21 protein-coding genes are annotated in these 19,495 nt (G+C 41.2%); 9 read left to right on the top strand and 12 right to left on the bottom strand.

What is annotated here, in order from left to right; all coding sequences use genetic code 11:
- From NFU46_RS00065 to ccoG, 5 genes are all read left to right on the top strand, one after another.
- Entirely contained in the window at positions 1–282 is a 282-nt protein-coding gene (locus NFU46_RS00065) for a YeaC family protein (protein WP_251598612.1), read from the top strand.
- The gene (locus NFU46_RS00070; protein ID WP_251598614.1) at positions 272–2,953 is read left to right on the top strand and encodes a DUF349 domain-containing protein; all 2,682 of its coding nucleotides are present in this window, start codon (positions 272–274) and stop codon (positions 2,951–2,953) included. The genes NFU46_RS00065 and NFU46_RS00070 overlap by 11 nt, the downstream gene beginning before the upstream one ends.
- Before the next feature lie 54 nt (positions 2,954–3,007).
- Positions 3,008–3,565, top strand: a complete 558-nt coding sequence (locus tag NFU46_RS00075; RefSeq protein ID WP_054561215.1) for a DUF1439 domain-containing protein — start codon at positions 3,008–3,010, stop codon at positions 3,563–3,565.
- Positions 3,566–3,676: 111 nt separating this feature from the next.
- Positions 3,677–5,083 (top strand): sigma-54-dependent Fis family transcriptional regulator, encoded by a 1,407-nt coding sequence (locus tag NFU46_RS00080; protein ID WP_062565112.1) that lies wholly within the window; start codon positions 3,677–3,679, stop codon positions 5,081–5,083.
- Between the two features lie 151 nt (positions 5,084–5,234).
- Positions 5,235–6,617, top strand: a complete 1,383-nt coding sequence (gene ccoG, locus NFU46_RS00085) for a cytochrome c oxidase accessory protein CcoG (protein WP_251598616.1) — start codon at positions 5,235–5,237, stop codon at positions 6,615–6,617.
- 36 nt (positions 6,618–6,653) lie between these two features.
- Here ccoG and NFU46_RS00090 read toward each other — a convergent pair whose 3' ends face one another.
- The 3 genes from NFU46_RS00090 to NFU46_RS00100 form a co-directional block, all read right to left on the bottom strand.
- Positions 6,654–7,070, bottom strand: a complete 417-nt coding sequence (locus tag NFU46_RS00090; protein WP_175080755.1) for a hypothetical protein — start codon at positions 7,068–7,070, stop codon at positions 6,654–6,656.
- Positions 7,071–7,255: 185 nt separating this feature from the next.
- Positions 7,256–8,161 carry a M14 family metallocarboxypeptidase gene (locus tag NFU46_RS00095; RefSeq protein ID WP_251598619.1) on the bottom strand — a complete coding sequence of 302 codons (906 nt, stop codon included), beginning with the start codon at positions 8,159–8,161 and terminating at the stop codon, positions 7,256–7,258.
- A gap of 63 nt (positions 8,162–8,224) precedes the next feature.
- Positions 8,225–8,815 carry a hypothetical protein gene (locus NFU46_RS00100; RefSeq protein ID WP_175081737.1) on the bottom strand — a complete coding sequence of 197 codons (591 nt, stop codon included), beginning with the start codon at positions 8,813–8,815 and terminating at the stop codon, positions 8,225–8,227.
- Between the two features lie 152 nt (positions 8,816–8,967).
- On the opposite strand from NFU46_RS00100, the gene NFU46_RS00105 reads away from it, so the two are divergent.
- On the top strand, positions 8,968–10,005 hold the full coding sequence (locus NFU46_RS00105) for an AI-2E family transporter (protein WP_251598621.1): 1,038 nt from the start codon (positions 8,968–8,970) through the stop codon (positions 10,003–10,005).
- Between the two features lie 210 nt (positions 10,006–10,215).
- Here the strand turns inward: NFU46_RS00105 and NFU46_RS00110 are convergent, their stop codons facing one another.
- The 5 genes from NFU46_RS00110 to NFU46_RS00130 all read right to left on the bottom strand — a co-directional run bounded on the left by NFU46_RS00110 (position 10,216) and on the right by NFU46_RS00130 (position 13,329).
- The gene (locus NFU46_RS00110; RefSeq protein ID WP_062565116.1) at positions 10,216–10,632 is read right to left on the bottom strand and encodes a hypothetical protein; all 417 of its coding nucleotides are present in this window, start codon (positions 10,630–10,632) and stop codon (positions 10,216–10,218) included.
- The gene (locus NFU46_RS00115; RefSeq protein ID WP_058584761.1) at positions 10,619–11,956 is read right to left on the bottom strand and encodes an ATP-binding protein; all 1,338 of its coding nucleotides are present in this window, start codon (positions 11,954–11,956) and stop codon (positions 10,619–10,621) included. Before NFU46_RS00115 ends, NFU46_RS00110 begins: the two co-directional genes overlap by 14 nt.
- Positions 11,950–12,624: a response regulator transcription factor gene (locus tag NFU46_RS00120; RefSeq protein ID WP_054552907.1), complete on the bottom strand. Its 675-nt coding sequence runs from the start codon at positions 12,622–12,624 to the stop codon at positions 11,950–11,952. Before NFU46_RS00120 ends, NFU46_RS00115 begins: the two co-directional genes overlap by 7 nt.
- Positions 12,625–12,626: 2 nt before the next feature.
- Positions 12,627–12,878, bottom strand: coding sequence for a PepSY domain-containing protein (locus tag NFU46_RS00125; RefSeq protein WP_054552908.1), 252 nt, complete (start codon positions 12,876–12,878; stop codon positions 12,627–12,629).
- Between the two features lie 151 nt (positions 12,879–13,029).
- Positions 13,030–13,329, bottom strand: coding sequence for a YciI family protein (locus NFU46_RS00130; RefSeq protein ID WP_063704552.1), 300 nt, complete (start codon positions 13,327–13,329; stop codon positions 13,030–13,032).
- 176 nt (positions 13,330–13,505) lie between these two features.
- Here NFU46_RS00130 and NFU46_RS00135 point away from each other — a divergent pair, with 176 nt between their 5' ends.
- On the top strand, positions 13,506–14,930 hold the full coding sequence (locus tag NFU46_RS00135; RefSeq protein ID WP_175080752.1) for a sodium-dependent transporter: 1,425 nt from the start codon (positions 13,506–13,508) through the stop codon (positions 14,928–14,930).
- Positions 14,931–14,985: 55 nt separating this feature from the next.
- On the opposite strand, the gene NFU46_RS00140 is transcribed toward NFU46_RS00135, so the two are convergent.
- Positions 14,986–15,624 (bottom strand): type II CAAX prenyl endopeptidase Rce1 family protein, encoded by a 639-nt coding sequence (locus NFU46_RS00140; RefSeq protein ID WP_054552911.1) that lies wholly within the window; start codon positions 15,622–15,624, stop codon positions 14,986–14,988.
- A 58-nt stretch (positions 15,625–15,682) separates the two neighbouring features.
- Positions 15,683–16,270, bottom strand: coding sequence for an inner membrane-spanning protein YciB (locus NFU46_RS00145; RefSeq protein ID WP_175080751.1), 588 nt, complete (start codon positions 16,268–16,270; stop codon positions 15,683–15,685).
- 194 nt (positions 16,271–16,464) lie between these two features.
- Between NFU46_RS00145 and NFU46_RS00150 the strand changes: the two genes are divergently transcribed.
- Positions 16,465–16,734, top strand: a complete 270-nt coding sequence (locus tag NFU46_RS00150; protein WP_054561225.1) for an HU family DNA-binding protein — start codon at positions 16,465–16,467, stop codon at positions 16,732–16,734.
- 137 nt (positions 16,735–16,871) lie between these two features.
- Positions 16,872–17,444, top strand: coding sequence for a type 1 glutamine amidotransferase domain-containing protein (locus NFU46_RS00155; protein WP_054561226.1), 573 nt, complete (start codon positions 16,872–16,874; stop codon positions 17,442–17,444).
- A 54-nt stretch (positions 17,445–17,498) separates the two neighbouring features.
- Here the strand turns inward: NFU46_RS00155 and trpA are convergent, their stop codons facing one another.
- A complete protein-coding gene (gene trpA, locus NFU46_RS00160; protein WP_055021153.1) occupies positions 17,499–18,311 on the bottom strand; it encodes a tryptophan synthase subunit alpha in 813 nt (270 codons plus the stop codon).
- A complete protein-coding gene (trpB, locus tag NFU46_RS00165; RefSeq protein WP_138619900.1) occupies positions 18,308–19,492 on the bottom strand; it encodes a tryptophan synthase subunit beta in 1,185 nt (394 codons plus the stop codon). The genes trpA and trpB overlap by 4 nt, the downstream gene beginning before the upstream one ends.
- Positions 19,493–19,495: the final 3 nt, after the last annotated feature.

Genomic DNA, 19,495 nt, shown 5'->3' on the forward strand with positions numbered 1-19,495 from the left:
ATGAATATTGATAACATCGTTAAAAATATCACCCCAGAAGTATTTGAACGTCTTCAGTATGGTGCCTCAACGGGTAAGTGGCCTGACGGCACTCCTTTGTCTGAAGAACAAAAACAACAAACCGTTCAACTCGTGATGCTTTATCAAGCTAAAGTTTCGCAAAGCAATGAGCAGTTTACCATTGGCGCAAATGGTGAAATGGTGCAAAAGAGCAAAGCTCAATTGCAAAAAGAATTCGCATCAGAAAATGAAATAGCTAGGTTTAGTGAAAATGATCTTTAAACACCTGTTTACTCCAAAGTGGAAGCATCCTAAAAACCAAGTGCGTTTAGCTGCGGTTGAACGTCTTGATACAGAGCGTGACCTTAGCATCTTAAATAGCATTGCCCTTGAAGACAGCTCAGCTGAGATCCGCAAAAAAGCATTAAACAAAGTGAACGATATTGTTTTGTGGTGGCAAGCATACAAGCAAGACCAAGCACTTAAAGACGTTGCAGAACAGCATATTAACCAAGCGGTTTTAAATACCGATAGCCAGCTAGATGCAAATATCAAAAATGAGTTTATTGAGCGTTATGCACCTGTCAAAACTCTTGAGAAACTCGCCTTTGCAGAAAAAGAACTTCAAGTTCGTGTTAAGTTATTAAAGCGTTTAGCAAACCCAAGCTTAATTGATAAAGCTTTTAAAGAAGGCCGTGAAGAGCTGCAATTGCAACTTGTTGAGCTTGTGATTAATCATCAACTTGCTAAATCACTATTAAAGCATGCAAAAGGTGAGGCACACACACAACTGGCGACTCATCTTGACAATGAACGCTTAGCGATAGAAATGCCAGCCAAAGTAGAAGCTGATACACGTGTGGTATTAGCAAAGCTTAATGCGCTTCGTGATAAAAATGACTTTCAGTTAGTGTCGATGCAACATGCTGAGTTATTACAGCAGTGGCAGGCTATCGAACTAAAATGGCTGAGCGATGAGCAAGTAAGCACGTTAGATAAGAAATATTCAGCGATTACGCAAAAGCTTGAGTCTCATATTGCACTTTTAAGTAAAGAGCATGAAGCAGCGCAGCAAGCGTTAGCTGAACAACAACGTCAGGTATTAGCCCTGGCAAGCCTTGAAGCAATTGGCGAAGAAATTGAAAATGCATTGCAATTAGGCTTAGAAACGCCAGAGCAAATTCAGCAAGATTGGTTAGAGGCAAAAGTTGCAGAGGCAAAAGATGCGTTAGCAAAGGCGAACTTATCTGAGAACAAACATGTTAGTGATGTAAAACAACATTTAACAAATTTATTTAACCAAGTCGAACAGTTACCGCAACTGGTTAGTGCTATTGCTGAGTTTAAAGAGGCATTTGATCAATTAAACTCAGTTGCGACAACCGAAGACGAAAGCGAGTTTGACGGGCTAAAACAGCAGTTTGAGCAACAGCAAAAATTAGCGCGCAAAAAGCTGGCAAGTATTCCTAGTCGTTTACAAGGTCGCTTTAAAGCCAATTTAGCTGAAACAGTAAACAGTTGGCAGCAAGCGATGTCACCGCTGACGAATAAGTTTGAGAAAAATCAACAAACAGCGAAGCGTAAAGCTCGCGATGTAAAACGCTTAATTGACCAAGGTCGCTTTAATGTTGCCTTTGGTGTGTTTAAAGGCTTTGAAGAGCTATACGCAACACTTACAGACTATTATAAGCAGCCATTAAATAGCTTGAAAGCTGATTTAGAAGCGCAATTAGCAGAAGCAAAAGATTGGCAAAAATACGCATCAGCGCCAAAGCGTGATGCATTACTTGTTGAAGTAAATGAACTTGTTGCAACCGAGTGCACTGACCCTAAACAACGCGCAGAGCAAGTTAAACAGTTACGTCGTCGTTGGAATGAGTTAGGGCGTTTAGATACTGATGCAGAAAAGCAACAAGGCGAGTTATTCGATCAACAAATTGAATTACTGTTTGCGCCGTGTCGTGAGTATTTTGCAGAGCAGGAGCAGCAACGTGAACAAGCTAAAGCACAGCGCGTTGAAATAATCTCGCAAATGCAGCAGTTAACAGAGCTTGATACCTCTTCTGATGAGTTTGATTGGAAGCAGTTTGAAAGCAAGTTCAACCGTACCGCAAAAGCGTGGCGTTCTGCAGGTAACGTCGATCCTAAAACATACCGTGAACTACAAGCGCAACTTAAAGCTGCGCAATCACAAGTTCAAGGTCAACTTGCTGCATTTCATAAAGCAAACGCTGAGCAAAAAGCGGCACTTGTTGAGCAAGCAACACAGTTATCGCAAAGCGATGATTTAGCTGCTGCGTGCCAGGAGCTAAAAGCACTTCAACAAACATGGCAGACTATTGGTTTTGCTGGAATGAAAGCTGAAAACACTTTATGGCAGCAATTCAGACGAGTTAATGACGACACCTTTGCTAAGCGCAGTGCCGAGTTTGAACAGCAAAAGCAAGTTCAGCAACAAAATGACGAAGTTGCCGCAGAGCAATTAAGTGAGCTTGAGTCTGCACTTGAGACCGTGGTGCACCTTGCACAGCTTAAAGATTTAACAGTGAAGCTTGCAGAGATTGAGTACTCAAAAGCATTATCGGCACGCGTGACTCAGTTAGAGACCGCGATTAGCGCAAAAACAGCGCTGATCAGCAAGCAAGCAGAGCAGTCTAAATTAACGGCTTTATTTGCAGCTCTTGAGAGCCACAGTGAACTGCCTTCGCAGTTCCAAGCTTCATTAATAACTAATCTAAACGCTGCGCAGCTGTTAACTCGTATCGAAATTCTAGCGGGCGTTGAATCGGCTGATAGTCAGTTGCGTATGACAGAGCAAGTTGCGATGTTAGATGATAAACACCGTGGCGAGCACGCAGATGTTTATTATTACTTAAAGCAATTACTTGCAGTCAGTGAGGGTTCAGTTTCAGCTGACACACTAGCAAGGCTTAAAGCAATATTTGCAATTTAACGAATAAAACCGCTTTTTTAAGCGGTTTTTTTCCGTGTGTTTTTGAGGAAAACAATGAGAATTTTATTACTACTTACCTGTTTATTTTTAGGGGCATGTAAAAGTACAGATCAAGGGATGTCTGTTTACTCGTTTACCAATTCTGAAATTGAAGCAGCCCTTGCTAATCAATTACCAAAACTAAGTGAACAGATTAAGCTGATGGGCTTACCAGTTGATTTTGCAGTAAACGACCTGAGTGTCAATGTTGGCCCAGATAAGCGTGATGTGGTGGTTTTAGGAGCCGATTCTAGTGCTGTCATCAAAGCATTTGCGCTTAAGTATCCAGTACGTTTAAAGCTACAAATTGAAGGTAGCCCATTTTATGACAGCGAGAAAAAAGCGGTCTTTTTACGTAATGTAAAACTGGTTGATACAACAATCGACACCGCGGGTTTCAAGGGCAGTTTAAACTTATTAGATGACCAAGCAATGCAAGTGATTAACGGCTTTTTAGCGGTTAACCCTGTCTATAAGCTAAATATGAACGACCCTAAAGTCGCATTGTTGAGCAAACTACCATTAGATATGAAAGTATCTCAGGGTGAAATTATTTTAGTGCCCACACTGTAAAACTATTTGATATTTTAAAGCGGCTTCTAGCCGCTTTTTTTGTAATTGCTTGTTAAGCATGTTCAACCTTGTCATAATTGCTCGTGATATTTCGCGAATTGAGTGATGGCTATGATCAAGGAATTTTTAAACGACCCCACATTACTGCTAAATGCCGTAGGTGAAGGTATTTATGGCTTCGATTTATCGGGTAATGCAGTTTTTGTAAACCCTGCTGCGGAGCGCATGACAGGCTGGAAAGCAGACGAACTCCTTGGTAAAAAAATACACCAATATCATCACCATACTCGTAAAGATGGCTCACCATATCCTGCTGATGAATGCCAAATATATTGCACTATGTTCGATGGCAAGCACCGTCATGTAAACGATGAAGTATTCTGGCGTAAAGATGGAAGCTATTTTGCTGTTGAGTATACTTCAACGCCAGTTTATAAAAATGGTGCCTTGATTGGGGCAGTCGCGATTTTTCGCGATGTATCCAAACAACAGCAAACAGAAGTGGCGTTACGTGATGCCTTAGCACAAGTTCAGCACTTATCTGAGCAGCTACAAGCTGAAAATGCTTACCTTATTTCAGAGTTAAACGAAGATTGGCAAGACTCTGGCTTAGTTGGGCAAAGTCATTCATTTCAAAGTATGCTCGAGCAAATTACCTTGGTAAGCCAAACCAATAGTACGGTTTTGATTTTAGGTGAAAACGGCACGGGTAAAGAGCTGGTGGCTCGAAACCTTCATCGTTTGAGCAATCGTGCTGAGCAACCTTTCATAAAAGTAAACTGCGCGGCGTTTTCCGCCAACTTAATTGAGTCTGAGTTATTTGGTCATGAGAAAGGGGCGTTTACCGGCGCTAATGAACGCAGAAAAGGGCGTTTTGAACTGGCTGATAAAGGCACTTTATTTTTAGATGAAGTGGCAGAGCTGCCATTAGAGGCGCAAAGTAAATTACTGCGGGTACTACAAGAGCAAGAGTTTGAGCGTGTCGGTGGTAGTCAAACTTTAAAAGTCGATATCCGAGTGTTAGCTGCAACAAATCGTAACTTGTGGCAAATGGTTGAGCAGGGCAGCTTTCGAATGGACTTGTATTATCGCCTAAATGTCTTTCCCATTCGTGTGCCTGCGCTTCGTGAACGCAAGGAAGATATTCCACTACTCGCAGCAAATATTATTACGCAGTTAAACAAGCGCTTAGGTAAACAGTTAAAAGGGCTAAGCAAAGCAACACTCACTAAATTGGCTAATTATGATTGGCCAGGTAATATTCGTGAGCTACAAAATATTCTAGAACGTGAAGCTATTCTGTCTAAGCAAGCTGTATTACAGCTGTCTGCACCTTTGAGTAACGAGCAATCAAATGAGCAGGTGGTTTCCCTTGATGCTGTACAAAAGCAGCATATTTGTGAGGTGCTAAAACGCTGTAACGGGCAAATATCAGGTGAAAATGGTGCTGCAACCTTGCTGGGCCTGCCAGAAAGTACCCTTAGATCAAAGATGAAAAAGCTGTCAATAAAGCGCTGATTCGCGATATATCACGAGTGTTCGCGATATATCGTGCTTTTGAACGTTCAGATATAAATTTAATCATTTAATATCAATAACTTAATTTTAATTTGTGTTGGCCTGATTGTTGCTCTATCAGGCTATTACCGACACAAAAGTAAGTAGCAAAATGAAATTTGATATTAAAGAGCAAGACTTAATCATCAAGCCCTACAACCAAGAAGGGCCAATTTATATTCGTGAGCAAAAGGGATATTTCCAACGTATCCGCCGTTACTTAGGCTGGGTGCTAATGCTGACGTTCATCGCCATTCCGTGGATCCCCTATGATGGCCGTCAAGCTGTATTACTCGACGTAGCCAGCCAAAAATTTACTTTGTTTGGCTTAACGCTATTACCACAAGATTTTATGATCTTAGCCATGTTATTTATGACAGGGGCATTTGCTTTGTTTTTCGTCACTAACTGGTTAGGTCGTGTCTGGTGTGGTTACACTTGCCCACAAACAATTTGGATGCTGATGTTTACTTGGGTCGAACACAAAGTAGAAGGTAACCGTAATCAACGTATTAAACTTGATAAAGCAGATTGGTCAGTGAGTAAGTGGCAGAAGAAAATCACTAAGCATGCAGCTTGGCTGCTGATCTCTTTGCTTACATCTATGTCATTTATGGCTTATTTCATCCCCGCTAAGTCTTTATACATGAGCTTATTTACTTTAGAAATGTCTGGGATCGTCAGTTTTTGGGTATTCCTGTTTGCATTTTGTACCTATGGCAATGCGGGATTCTTACGTGAAAAAATGTGTACTGTCGCATGCCCTTATTCACGTTTTCAATCAGTGATGTTTGATAAAGACACGTTAGTTGTTACCTACGATCAAGCGCGAGGGGAGTCTCGTGGTGCGCGTAAACGTAAAGCCGATCCTAAAGAGTTAGGCTTAGGTGACTGCGTAGACTGTAACCTATGTGTTGAAGTATGCCCAGCCGGTATCGATATTCGTAATGGCTTGCAGTATGAATGCATAAACTGTGGCTTATGTATTGATGCGTGCGATAGCACTATGGAAAAATTCAACTATCAAAAAGGCCTGATCAGGTACGCCTCTGAAAAACAAATGGAAGGCAAAACGACCAATCTATTTAGGTTAAAACTGCTTGGCTATGGTGGTTTAACAGCGCTGTTTGTCGTGGGCATGGTTGTGTGGATGGCAATGCGTACACCTATTGAGGCTTCTGTCATTCGTGACCGTAATGCCCTGTACCGTGTAAATTTTGAAGGCTTAGTAGAAAACCCATATACCTTATCAATTATCAACAAAACACAGCATAGCTTGAGCTATTCAATCGGCATCAGTGGTATTGAAGAAGCAAGCTTACAGGTGCCTGAGAGTATTACAGTTGAGGCTGGTCAAATGAAACGTGTGCCTGTCACTGTGGTTGCAGATGGCTACGAACTGAAAACAAAAGTAACGCCTATCAGTTTTCATATTCAAGCATTAGAAGATGCTGATATCGCAATAACTAAAGACACTAAGTTTTACCGAGATTAACCTCAATCACGGCTCCAGAAACGAAAATGGCTTGTTTTAACAAGCCATTTCTGCAAATTCGAGCTGCTTAAGCACATAAGCCTTAGCGCTGTCTAAATCATCAAATAAACAGTCCATTATTTGAATCGGTGATTGCGCTTGCGCAATAATGCGTTTCATCTGATTAAGCACAATAGACGAGCTAAACATATAAGCGGTGGCTATACAGTTAGTGCCTTGCAGGGCACGAAATAATTGGGTAAAACCACGTTCTGCATCAGGGGTGGTAGCAAGTAATTGGGTAGAATGACTAATATACGCCCACGGCTTTCCAGCTAAAGCAGAAATATGCTTTTTTAAATCGACTGCAAAGTCATTGACTAAACGTGCGTTAATATTACCAGAAAATTGTCCAATAATAATTGGACCATCGGTGATGATACTGACACTGCCATAGTGATTCTTAAATTCCAATTTGCTTCCCTTTTGAATTAAAAAGAGCGCGAATTTTATACAATTCTATGTATGTGTCTAGTTATTTAGTATACAAATTTCAAAAAACATAACTTTTTCATTAAATTTGTACATATGTAGATTTTATCTAGCTATTTAGGTTTGAGGTGAATAAATTATTCACCTCATATTTAAAATGCAACTAACTATTCGTTAACAATATAGTTCAATGCACCGGTAATTGAGGCTACTTGTGCATCAATACAAATTGCGTCATTGGCCTGTGGGCTATCAGGGTAAACCTCTGTTGTTGTAACATATTCTGCATCGGTTAAGCCCATACATAACCCCAGCTTTTTCGCTTGGTAATTAATCACACCAAATTGAGTTTGTGGTACACCAATCAACTGGTTATTCTCATCACTTGGTGCGATGTGGGTTACTTTCTCAACTGATTTTATAATCGCTGTTTGAAATGCTTCATGCGGGCGCTCACTATCAGCGACAAGATAAAAGCCATCCGGGATGTTCCAGTTATCGTGGGTCGTTGCATCACGTGCTGCTAGCGCAGGGCGAAACTCACTATTATCAGTGTCTGTCGTTTCGTGTAGGTCAATATGCACATAAGGTGCAATAGCGTTGTCGGCTAAATACTGCATGATTGCTGCAGACTCTTCAGCCGGGCTATCTGCATAGAAAGAGCGATTTGGATCAGTGGCATTTGGATTCCAGCGGTTAATCGTTTCATAACCCCATGGGCTGATACACGGAGCCACTAAAATATTAAAATCAGCAAAGTAGTCTTTGGCACTTCTCTTAGCAAACGCTAAAGCACCATGCACACCACTTGTTTCGTAACCATGAACACCACCGGTAACCAGCACAACAGGTTTATCAGCTTGCCACTGCTTGCTCTTTAAAATGTAAAGTGGGTATTTGTCGCTGTCGTAACTTAATGCGCCATATTGCTCAATATTGAAATCGCTTGCTAAAGAGTCTAGTTGCGATACAACATCATCTAAATAGCTACGCTTTACTGACTGTAATTCAAACCATGCTTTCTTATCTTCTTCGTTCCACGGCTTACCTGGGGTTCCAATAGGGTAACTCATAAAATACCTTGTTGTGACTTGCTACAAAACGCCAAGCTTATCTAAGCTGTTAAGCTGCTGCAACTAGATAAGCTCAGTAGTAAAGTTACCTTGCTCGTACAGCTTTGCATGATGATGCTTATGGGTCTCAAATAAGTATTTACGCAGTGCATCTTCACCCTGACACACTTGCATTATTTTTCCGGCAATTCCTTTGCTGGTCGTTCGTATTGGCTTCACACTAAGAATAATGTGATCTTCAGAAGGTAAATTAAATGCCAACAGTATCTCTTTATTAAGATCGGGTGATTGACGCTTTGGCTTGAGTAACACGCCCGTACTTGATAAAGACAATATTTGAAATTGTTCTGTGTGTATTTCGAGATCAGGCGTACGCCAGCTGCGTTCGATACCTTTGGTATCTATTACTTCTGGTGCGCTAAGTACAGGGATCAGTTGGCCATTCTCGTCCTTGCTAAATTCAAGCGGAAACCACAACTGATAAATCCCTACTTCAGCCAGTAGTGTCAGTTTGGCATTGGTAAGTAAACCATTTAATTTATCAGGCAAATTAAGCCTAACAGACATTTTTGTATCGGTTGGATCGCTATCAGTCCGTTCAGCCTCGAATAAACGGTTGAAAAAAGAGAGTTCTTGTTCGGATAAATGTGCCATATAAAGCTCCTTTTAAAGCACGCTTACTTATATGTATCATAAATTGTTCAAATTATGCACGTATAATGAGCATTAATTGTGCCAGCTGCTTTGTGATTTCTTTTGCGGCGTATTTCACTTACACTGATAAAAAAACTAACAAGGATTTTATTTTGTCGAGCCTGACTGGTGTAAATAAAAGTTTAGTGATATTTGCTGCTTTAGTCGTTGTTTTAGCGGGTATTAAAGCTGCAAGTGTGATTGTTATCCCATTTGTGTTGGCAGCCTTTATTGCCATTATTTGTAATCCCTTAATTCGTTTCTTTGCTAAATACGGTATCCCCAAAGGGATTGCCGTTGTGTTTGTGATGTTGATGATTGTTGGTGTAGGGATAAGCCTTGCCGGGTTGGTTGGGCAATCGATGACCGATTTCTCTGAAAAGCTGCCTGAGTACAAAGCACAACTAAAAGAAGAGTTTGTCTGGGTGGTTAATGTTGCAGCGAGTTATAACATCCTGATTGATAAAGAGCAGATCATCTCTTTATTCGATCCGGGCAAAATGATTGATGTTGCAACCAACATGCTCACAGGCCTTGGTGGCGTGATGGCGAATTTGTTTTTGATTATCCTAACCGTGGTGTTCATGTTGTTTGAAGGACCTATGCTGAGTAAAAAAGTGCATTTAGCACTGGACGATCCTGAAATGAAAATGCAGCAGGTTGATCGCTTTTTAGATTCAATTAACTCTTATCTGGCTATTAAAACGCTGGTTAGTTTAGGCACAGGTATGCTTGCAGGCTTTATGCTTTGGGCACTTGATGTTGATTATTTTATACTTTGGGCTGTAGTGGCCTTTATGCTTAACTACATTCCTAATATTGGCTCTATCATTGCCGCTGTGCCTCCAGTGTTACTCGCTTTGATCACTCAAGGCCCACTGGTTGCAGGGTTTATTGCTGGTGGCTATTTAGTTATAAACACGGTGATGGGTAATATCGTCGAGCCGCGTTTTATGGGTAAAGGGCTGGGTTTATCGACGCTAGTGGTGTTTTTATCCTTGATTTTTTGGGGCTGGCTGATGGGGACCGTGGGTATGCTGTTATCAGTTCCATTGACCATGATAGTTAAAATAGCCTTAGAGACTAGTCAAGAAGGGCGATGGCTTGCTACCTTGCTTGGCAATGGCGAAGAGCTAAAACTTGAAGAGTAATACCAATCCGCAATAATACTTAATCATTTTGAGGGATTAAACCTGTCGCTATCTGCGTTAAAAATTTCTGATTTAGAACAACTAAATAACGAAATTTTTGCCTTGCTATCAACGAGGTTTTCTTGCCTCAAAATAGACCACTTAATTAAGCGAATTGGTATAAAAAGGCGCTTAAGCGCCTTTTTACTTCTCAAACTGTGTGAGTTGCTATTACTTTAGAGGTCGCTGTAAAACCTGCACGTGGTTTTTTAGGATCTCAATTTCACATTGCTTGTAAGCAATAGCGGCTTTCGTACCATTTGGCATTTTTTGTAAATAACGCCAACGACAGCTGTCTTCTAAATAACGCTCTTGGTTCTTGATGCTGCGATTAAAAATTGGTAGCAATTGGCTGTTACCAGTATCTTCTTTAATTTTCTCAAGATCCATAGTGAGCTTATTAATCCACATCTTTTGATCACGCTGAATATCGGCGATAACTTGATCTAGACATTGAATATAGCGTTTTGTGTCATCGGTATTGTTGCTCGCAAGCTCACACGTTTGCTCTGCTTGAGCATGCGATGCACTTGCAATTAAAGCTAAAAAGCTGCCCTTAACGAGTATTGATGTTTTATTTTTTATCATGGTAATTAAACTCTAATATAAACTCAGCACCGGCTAGTTTCTCTGCATCTTTAATGGTTAATGTGCCATTATACGAGTTGACTAAATCCGACACGATAGCCATGCCGACACCATGGCCGCTTTCGTAGGTATCGAGTCTGGTACCGCGAGTTAGTAATGATTCACGCTTGTGCTCAGGAACACCTGGGCCATCATCACTTATACTGAGTGTTAACTTTTTGTTCTGCTTAACCTTTATATCGACCTGTGAACGGCAAGCTTTACAGGCATTATCGATTAAATTACCAAGTAGTTCCATCAAATCTGTTTTATCACCCAAGAAATAGTCTTTTTCGCTGACCTCTGAGGTAAAAATAATATCTTTGTCGCGATAAACCTTGCTCATCGCGCTTAAGATTGAATCAATAACAGGCTTGATATGGGTTTGTTTCTTCCAGGTGTCAGACGCACCTGTTGCAGCGCGCTTTAACTGGTGTTCGATCATCACATTAATTCGGTCTAGCTGCTCTTGTGCATCCGCATCATTGGCTAATGGGCTTGATTTAAGCACTGCCAATGGCGTTTTTAATGCATGAGCAAGGTCGCTTAACGATGCACGATAACGCTCTTTTTGGCGCTGCTGCGATTCAAGCAATAAGTTTAAATCGGCTTTAATGGTTTGTAGTTCAACCGGGTAAAGACCTTTTATTTGTTGGTTATCACCCGACTCAATGGCTTTTATTTCTTTGTCGAGTCGTTGCAGTGGCCTTGCACTCCAAACAAAACCGATTGCCATTAGCGCAGCAATGGCCACACCCATGACATACATCCAATTTACGAGTGTTTGCTTAAAGCCATCCATCAGCCTCAGTAGGGCATCATTACGCTTTAATAGAATAAAACGTGCATGCTCTGATTGGTCAATGTTTTCTAAAATAACGGTAAGCGTTAACTGCCAGTACACGGTATTGTTGTATTCAACACGGCGAAAATCAGCAGAGCCTGCAGGGGCTTCAAAGTTATCAGGAATAAAGTTGATATTGGTCGCCGATTCGGAGTACCAAACCGGCAAGTCACCGCGATAAACCATCGCATAGGTGTCTGAGTTTAATCTGTTTAGCTCTGGCGTTAAGATAGTACTTGGCATAACGATGCCGCGTTCAGTGAAATCGACTTCAGAGATTAATGAATATAAGTGAGCTTCGAGGGTTTTTTCGGTCGCTTCGACCAAAGAGGCGTAGTAAGCCTTACCAATTGAGAAAAACAGAATTGGTAGGGCGACTAATAAAACAAAGACAAGGATAAATCCTTGCCTTACTTTAAGCGGTATTTGCGATGCTACCACTGACTTTTTAGCCTATAACCACGGCCGCGTAATGTTTCAACTGGGTTAAGGGTACCATCAGGGTCAAGCTTCTTACGTAAACGCAATACGAAAACTTCAATTACGTTTGAATCAAGGTCGAAGTCTTGGTCGTAAATGTGCTCTGTTAGTTCAGATTTAGAAATTACCTTTTGCGGGTTAACCATTAGGTATTCTAAAACTTTGTATTCGTATGCTGTTAAGCTAAGTTCTTTATCGTTTACCCATACTTGCTGTGAGCGAGTATGAATTTTAATAGGGCCAGCTGTCATTTCTGGGTTTGCTTTACCTGCGCTGCGGCGGATAAGTGCATTACAGCGGGCAATTAGCTCTTCAACGTGGAAAGGTTTAGTTAGGTAGTCATCTGCACCAGCATCTAAGCCTTCTACTTTATCTTGCCAACGGTCACGTGCCGTTAAAATCAAAATAGGAATAGTAATACCTTGTGCACGAGCTTTGGTAATTAATTCAATACCATCTACTTTAGGTAAGCCTAAATCGACTACCGCCATATCTAGCGGGTATTCGGTAATATGGAATAAACCAGCTTCACCATCGTGACAAAGGTCAACGCTGTAACGCTCTTTTTCTAGGGCATTACGAAGGTTATCTGCTAAGTGTAAATCATCTTCAATAACTAAAATTCGCATTCTTAATCCTTTTTCACTTCGCCAGTCTTTTTGTTCACATGGACATCAACCACGTGGCCGTTCGTTTTTAAAATTCTTACGGTAAATACTTTATCTTGCTCTGTGATTTTTAGGGTTCGGCCGTCTTCAGATTTTTTGGCGATCGTCACAGCCTGCTTTTTAGTCACCTCTTGGGCTTGTTTCTTATTGGCATCAGCATGAAAGCTTGATAATGCAAATAAAAGACTAAAACTGAAGGCTAATAATATGCGCATGACGGGGAACTCCTAAACCAGACCCATTTAGTTTAATTAACCAATTAACTAAAATTCAAGTAATTACGTTAAATTCTGTAATTCAATAGCCAAATCTTAGTTAATAAGCCGTGAACAAACACTGAATTATTGATTCAGTTAAGTTCAGAGGTTAACCAAATACTTTTTTAAATGGTTTTACGACTGAGTTGTCGTAAACACCCGCCGCAATATACGGATCGTTTGCAGCCCATTCGCGTGCAGCTTCTAATGAGTCAAATTCTGCTACCACTAATGAACCAGTAAAACCAGCGTCAGCCGGATCTTCACTATCAATGGCTGGCAATGGGCCTGCCGTAAATAAACGGTTTTGATCGTCTAATTCTTGAAGGCGTGCTAAGTGAGCAGGGCGTGCAGATTTGCGAGCCTCTAAACTATTTTCAACATCAGTTGAATAAATCATATACAGCATGGTGTGTTCTCAATGTTATTTTTAAAAAATAGTAGCATATTCTTAGCAATAGACGAGAGATTATTCGCGTAATAATCTTTACACAAACCCATATAACTTTAACTTATAAAGCTTGAAATACGCGGTGTAACACTGGTAGAGTCGCTGGGTTGAGAAAATAATAATAAGGTTTTTAAATGAGCGAAAAACGCGAGCATTTTAGCTCCCGCCTCGGTTTTATTTTAGCGGCAGCCGGTTCTGCTGTAGGTATCGGAAACTTAGTGGGTTTTCCGGTTTCAGCTACAAAAAACGGCGGTGGTGCTTTCCTTTTAGTCTATGCATTGTTTGTCATTTTTATCTGTTTGCCAGTGATGATGGCTGAAATGGCCATGGGTCGTAAAGCGCAAAAAGATCCACTTGGTTCATACAAATTTTTAGCGGGCAATGATCCTAAATGGAACTTTGCTGGCTTTTTAGCCGTATTAACGCCATTTATGATTGCTGTTTTTTATATGGTGATCACGGTATGGATTTTCGGTTATTTATCGCAAACCGCATTTGGTAATCTAGATGCCTTGGCCCAGCCAGATAACTTTGGCACTTTTATCAATAGCTACACCGTGTTTGGTTACATGGCCGTGGTTGCCATCATCGTTAACTTGATTTTAGTGGGCGGTGTTAAAGAAGGTATTGAAAAAGCGGCTAAGTTTATGATGCCAGCTTTATTTGTACTACTCACCGCATTGGTTGTATACGTACTAACTCTTGATAACGCAATGGCCGGTGTTAAGTACTATGTTGTGCCTGACTTTTCAAAAATGGATGCCAGCGTATTAAATGGTGCATTAGCTCAAGCGTTTTTCTCGTTGTCACTAGGTATGGGTATCTTAATGACCTATGCATCGTATATCTCTAAGAAAGACGATATTGTTGGTAGTGCAAAAATGGTTGCAGTTACTGATTCGATGGTGGCATTTATTGCTGGTCTAATGGTGCTTCCAGCTATTTTCAGTTTTAACCCAGATACTGACCCAAGTACTTTATCTGACTCGTCAGTATCGATGATTTTTGTCTACCTACCAAAAATTTTATTAGCGTTACAAGCTGATATTGGCTACGTGGGTGCATCAATTGTTGCGTTTGTATTCTTCTTACTTGTCTTTTTTGCTGCAATTACGTCACTTGTATCAATTGTAGAGGTGCCAACTGCAACATTAAGTGACCGCAAAGGTATCAGCCGTAAAAAAGCACTGGCTATCTTAACCTTATCTACAGGTGTATTGACTGTGCTGTGTACCATGTCATTTGGTATGGTTGACTCGCTTACAAAGTTTGTTAGCTATGGCGGTGCAGATAAGAGCTTATTTGATATCGTTTATGATGTGTTTTACGACACAATTTTACCGCTTAATGGTTTAATGGTGTGTTTATTCGTTATGTATCGTTGGAAAAAAGCAAACTTATCGGCAGAGCTAAGCCAAGGCTGTGAAGGCTATGTTGGTAGCTTTACAGAGAAGTATGTGAACTTCTCGCTATCAACGTTTATCCCTGCCATTTTATTACTAATCTTTGTAAATACGGTGGCGACTAAGTTTTTTGCATTTAGTATTTTCGGATTTTAAAAACCAGTTCAATACTTAGCCGCGCACTTTGCGCGGCTTTTTTATACCTATTACATTAAAAGGCCCCCGCATCAAGCACATCACCCAAGCCAAGGGTAAACATCCAAAGTCCCCATAAGCTATGTTCAATCACACACACGAAGGTTGAGCGGCTTTGCGCGTACGTATAAGAAAACAACAGCCCCCCTAAAAATGCCAACAGTACGGCCAATACATTCGCATAGACAATGTGAGCTAACGCAAACACTGATGCGCTGACAATAATACGCACTGTTTTACTTGGCATAATGCGTTTATAACGATGGAAAAAATAGGTTCTAAAAATAAGTTCTTGCGGCATCACCGATAAAATGGGGTAGAGCAATAACAACATTAGCCAATCGTTAAATGAGTTTCGTGGCAGTGAAAACCAGTTTTCTTGGTTCATGATGCCGTAAAACATTCCGGAGAATAACGCCCCTAAAAAGAAGAAACTAAATAAGCGACGTTTTACCGCACTAAATTGCCCAAGGCTAGTTAAACGAAAGCGTTTAAAATGGGGATCAGATAAAAGCAACATGCCGCACACGGCCATTAAAATAATAAGGGCAGGAATAAGCCAGTTAGCGAGGTAGGCACGAAGAAAGAAGCCTAATAGCGGCAAAGAAACAAATATGAGGGTAAATTCAAGCCAGCGGTATTGGTTAGCGTTCAATGTCGTCTCAGCGTGTTTTTTGTTTACGCTAACAAGCTAAGACGACAGATTTATGACATTAAGATTGCTTTTGATCTTTCTCTTCGTCATCTTCAGGTAAGTATTTGAATAGGGTGATGATCGTTGCTAACACGCAAACAAAGGTAATGCCCATTAAGCCAAACACTTTAAAGTTAACCCAAAAATCGAGCGAGAAGTTATAGGCAATGTAGATATTCAGCGCCGAGATACCTGCAGTCACCGCAACCCAAAATAGGTTAAGTTTGTTCCAGAGCGCTTCAGGTACGTTGATTTCTTGTTTACTCTCAGAGGCATTTTCTAAAATCGAGCTAAGCGCTTTTTTCACTAGGTTTTTGCCAAGTACATAGCGGCTTACTAACAAAGTAACACTGAAAATGGCATACACAATGGTGGCTTTCCATTTCACAAACTGCTCATCGTGGAACACTAAGGTGAGGGTACCTAACACCACCGCTATAGCAAAAAACACCCAGTGACGGGTTGGCACTTTACCATCTTTAAAATAACAGTAAGCAACCTGAATTAAGGTGGTTAGCATCAGCAAGGCTGTTGCCCAATAAATATCAACTAACTTGAAAACCGCAAAAAATAAAATCAGCGGGATGTATTCAATAATCGCATGCATAAATTTATAAATGCTCTAATTTAAAAAGATACTGGGTTGTATCAAGTTATCACGCAAGATACAAGGTTGACTTAACAGCCCTGAAAGCTTAGCCTCCCGAGCCAATCTGGCCTAAACCTGCGTTTAGGTTGTTTTACCTTATCTTTTTCCGCTTAACCTCAGATGATTAAGCGGCGTATTTTGGAGCACTTTTTATGAATAAAGCCGCGTTAGTATCGCAAATGGCTGCCCACAGTGAATTAACAAAAAAAGACACTCAAGCTGCCTTAACCAGCATGTTAAATGCTATCGAAAAGTCTCTTTCTGAGGGTGACCAAGTGCAAATTAATGGCTTTGGTACGTTTGCTCTAAGTTATTACCCAGCACGCAAAGGACGCAACCCACAAACCGGTGAAGAAATTGAAATAGAAGGCGCTAACAAGCCAGTTTTTAAACCTGCTAAAGCACTCAAAGACGGTTTATAAGCAGGATTTGCAAAGCGGGTGTAGTATTTACAGAGCATAAATAGAACACTTGAAAATTTATTCAATATTTTCAATCTATTAAGTTTGGCATGTTGTCTGCTATTAATTGTTTAGGTTTACCAAAATAAGGAGATAACATGTCAAATTTAAATAGCCAACTGAATGGTAAAAAGATTGCCATTCTTGCAACCAATGGTTTTGAGCAAAGCGAGCTATTGTCACCACGAAGCGCATTATTAGAAGCTGGTGCACTTGTCGAAGTTGTGTCACTTGAGCGTGGCGATATCACAGCATGGGATGAAAACCAATGGGGTGAGCGAGTCAGTGTTGACCGTGTAGTCAGCGAAGCAGACTCTGCAGAGTATGACGCGTTACTTCTGCCTGGTGGCTTATTCAACCCAGATACGTTACGTCAAGATAGCGAAGCAAAAGCCTTTGTTGATGGTTTTTTCAGTGCCGGTAAAAACAAACCTATCGCCGCGATTTGCCACGGTCCATGGCTATTAGCCGAAATTAACAAACTACGGGAGCGCAAAGTAACCTCATACCCAAGTATCAAAACAGATTTGATCAATGCAGGAGCTAATTGGGTTGATCAAGAGGTGTGTGTAGATGAGGGCATAGTCACAAGCCGAAGCCCAGCCGACTTAGAGGCCTTTAATCGTAAGTTTATCGAAGAGATTAAAGAGGGTGTGCACCGCCATCATTAATTGTTAAGCACAAAAAAGGGCCTTTATGGCCCTTTTTGAAGTAATAAAACAAACTTACTTTGTAGCTGCTTTCATACTGGCTACAAACTCTTTTAAACCAGTTAGCATTGCTGCTTGATCATCAAGGTTTGCCTCGATGATTTTAACAACCGCAGAGCCTGAAATCGCACCAGCGGCTCCTGACTCAAGTGCTGATTTAACATCTTCCGGTGTTGATACACCAAAGCCTAATAATGCCGGTGCAGCATGGTAATCTTTTAGTTTTTTAACTAATGAATCTGCTGGCATTTGTGCCTTGGTTTCTGTGCCTGTCACACCTGCGCGTGAAAGAAGGTATGTGTAACCACGGCCATATGACGCACACTCTCGTAAAGTGTCATCATCAGCATTCGGTGTAGCAATAAAAATTGGGTCAATGCCATTTTTCATTGCTGTTTGGCGAAATAGCTTTGATTCATGTAGCGGCACGTCAGCCACTAAAATTGAATCGACACCGGCTTCTTTAGCATCTTGATAAAACTTCTCAATGCCACGTTTAAACACTAAGTTTGAATACAATAACAGGCCAATTGGAATATCGGCATTGTACTGGCGCACTTGTTTGATGATATCAAAGCAATCTTGGGTATTAATGTTTTCATCAAGTGCGCGAATGTTAGCAGCTTGGATCACTGGGCCATCAGCAATCGGATCAGAAAATGGAATACCTAGCTCAAGGGCATCAGCGCCGCCATCAATTAAGCTTTTGATGATTTCTACACTCAGTGCTTTATTAGGATCGCCAATCGTAACGAAGGGTACAAAAGCACCTTGGTTGGTTTCATTTAATGTGGCGAACAGTTGTCCGTAACGGTTAGTCTGGCTCATAGTGCGCCTCCTTCTGATAAAACACTGTGTACGTGAGCCAAATCTTTATCGCCTCGGCCGCTTAGGTTAACCACTAAAATGGTGTCTTCGGTTTGTTGCTCGGCATATTTAAGGGCATATGCTAGGGCATGGCTTGATTCAAGTGCAGGAATGATCCCTTCGTTCTTAGCCAGTAGTTGGAATGCTTCAAGCGCTTCAGTATCGGTAATACCTACGTACTCAGCACGGCCAGTTTCATGCAAGTGAGCATGCTGTGGGCCAACAGCTGGGTAATCAAGACCTGCTGATACAGAGTAAGACTCTTCAATTTGACCATCATCATCTTGCATAATGTAGGTATAGGTACCGTGTAAAATGCCTTTGGTGCCTTTACATAAGGTGGCACCATGCTGGTGGGTATCTAAGCCTTTACCTGCGGGCTCTACACCAATTAGTTTAACGCTTGGCTCATCAATAAAGTCTGTAAACATTCCAATGGCGTTAGAACCACCACCTACACAAGCAAGCACAGCATCTGGTAAGCGACCTTCTGCTTTAAGCACTTGTTGTTTTGCTTCTTCACCAATCATTTTTTGGAACTCACGCACCATGGTTGGGAATGGGTGAGGGCCTGCTGCAGTGCCTAGTAAATAGTGAGCATCTTTGTAATTTGCTGACCAGTCACGCAGGGCTTCGTTTACGGCATCTTTTAAGGTACCAGAGCCCGCTGTGACAGGAATAACCTCTGCGCCCATTAGTTTCATACGAAATACGTTTGGTTGCTGACGTTCAACGTCTTTTGCACCCATGTAAATACGGCATTTTAAGCCTAGTAGGGCACAGGCTAGGGCCGTTGCAACACCGTGTTGGCCGGCACCTGTTTCTGCAATGACTTCTTTTTTACCCATACGTTTGGTAAGGAGTGCTTGACCAAGTACTTGATTGGTTTTGTGCGCACCACCATGGAGTAAATCTTCACGCTTTAAATACAGTTTTACCTTAGGGTTTTTAACTAAGTTACGTGTCAGTGTTAATGGTGTAGGGCGACCTGCGTACTCATTTAATAGTTTTTCAAACTCAGCCTGAAAAGCAGGATCGTTTTGTGATTTATTAAACTCTGCTTCTAGTTGCTTGAGTGCTGGTACAAGCAGCTGTGGTACAAACATACCACCGAATTCACCGAAATAAGCTGGATTTTGCATTCT

The sequence above is a fragment of the Pseudoalteromonas sp. NCCP-2140 genome (assembly GCF_023708065.1).
GTDB lineage: Bacteria > Pseudomonadota > Gammaproteobacteria > Enterobacterales > Alteromonadaceae > Pseudoalteromonas.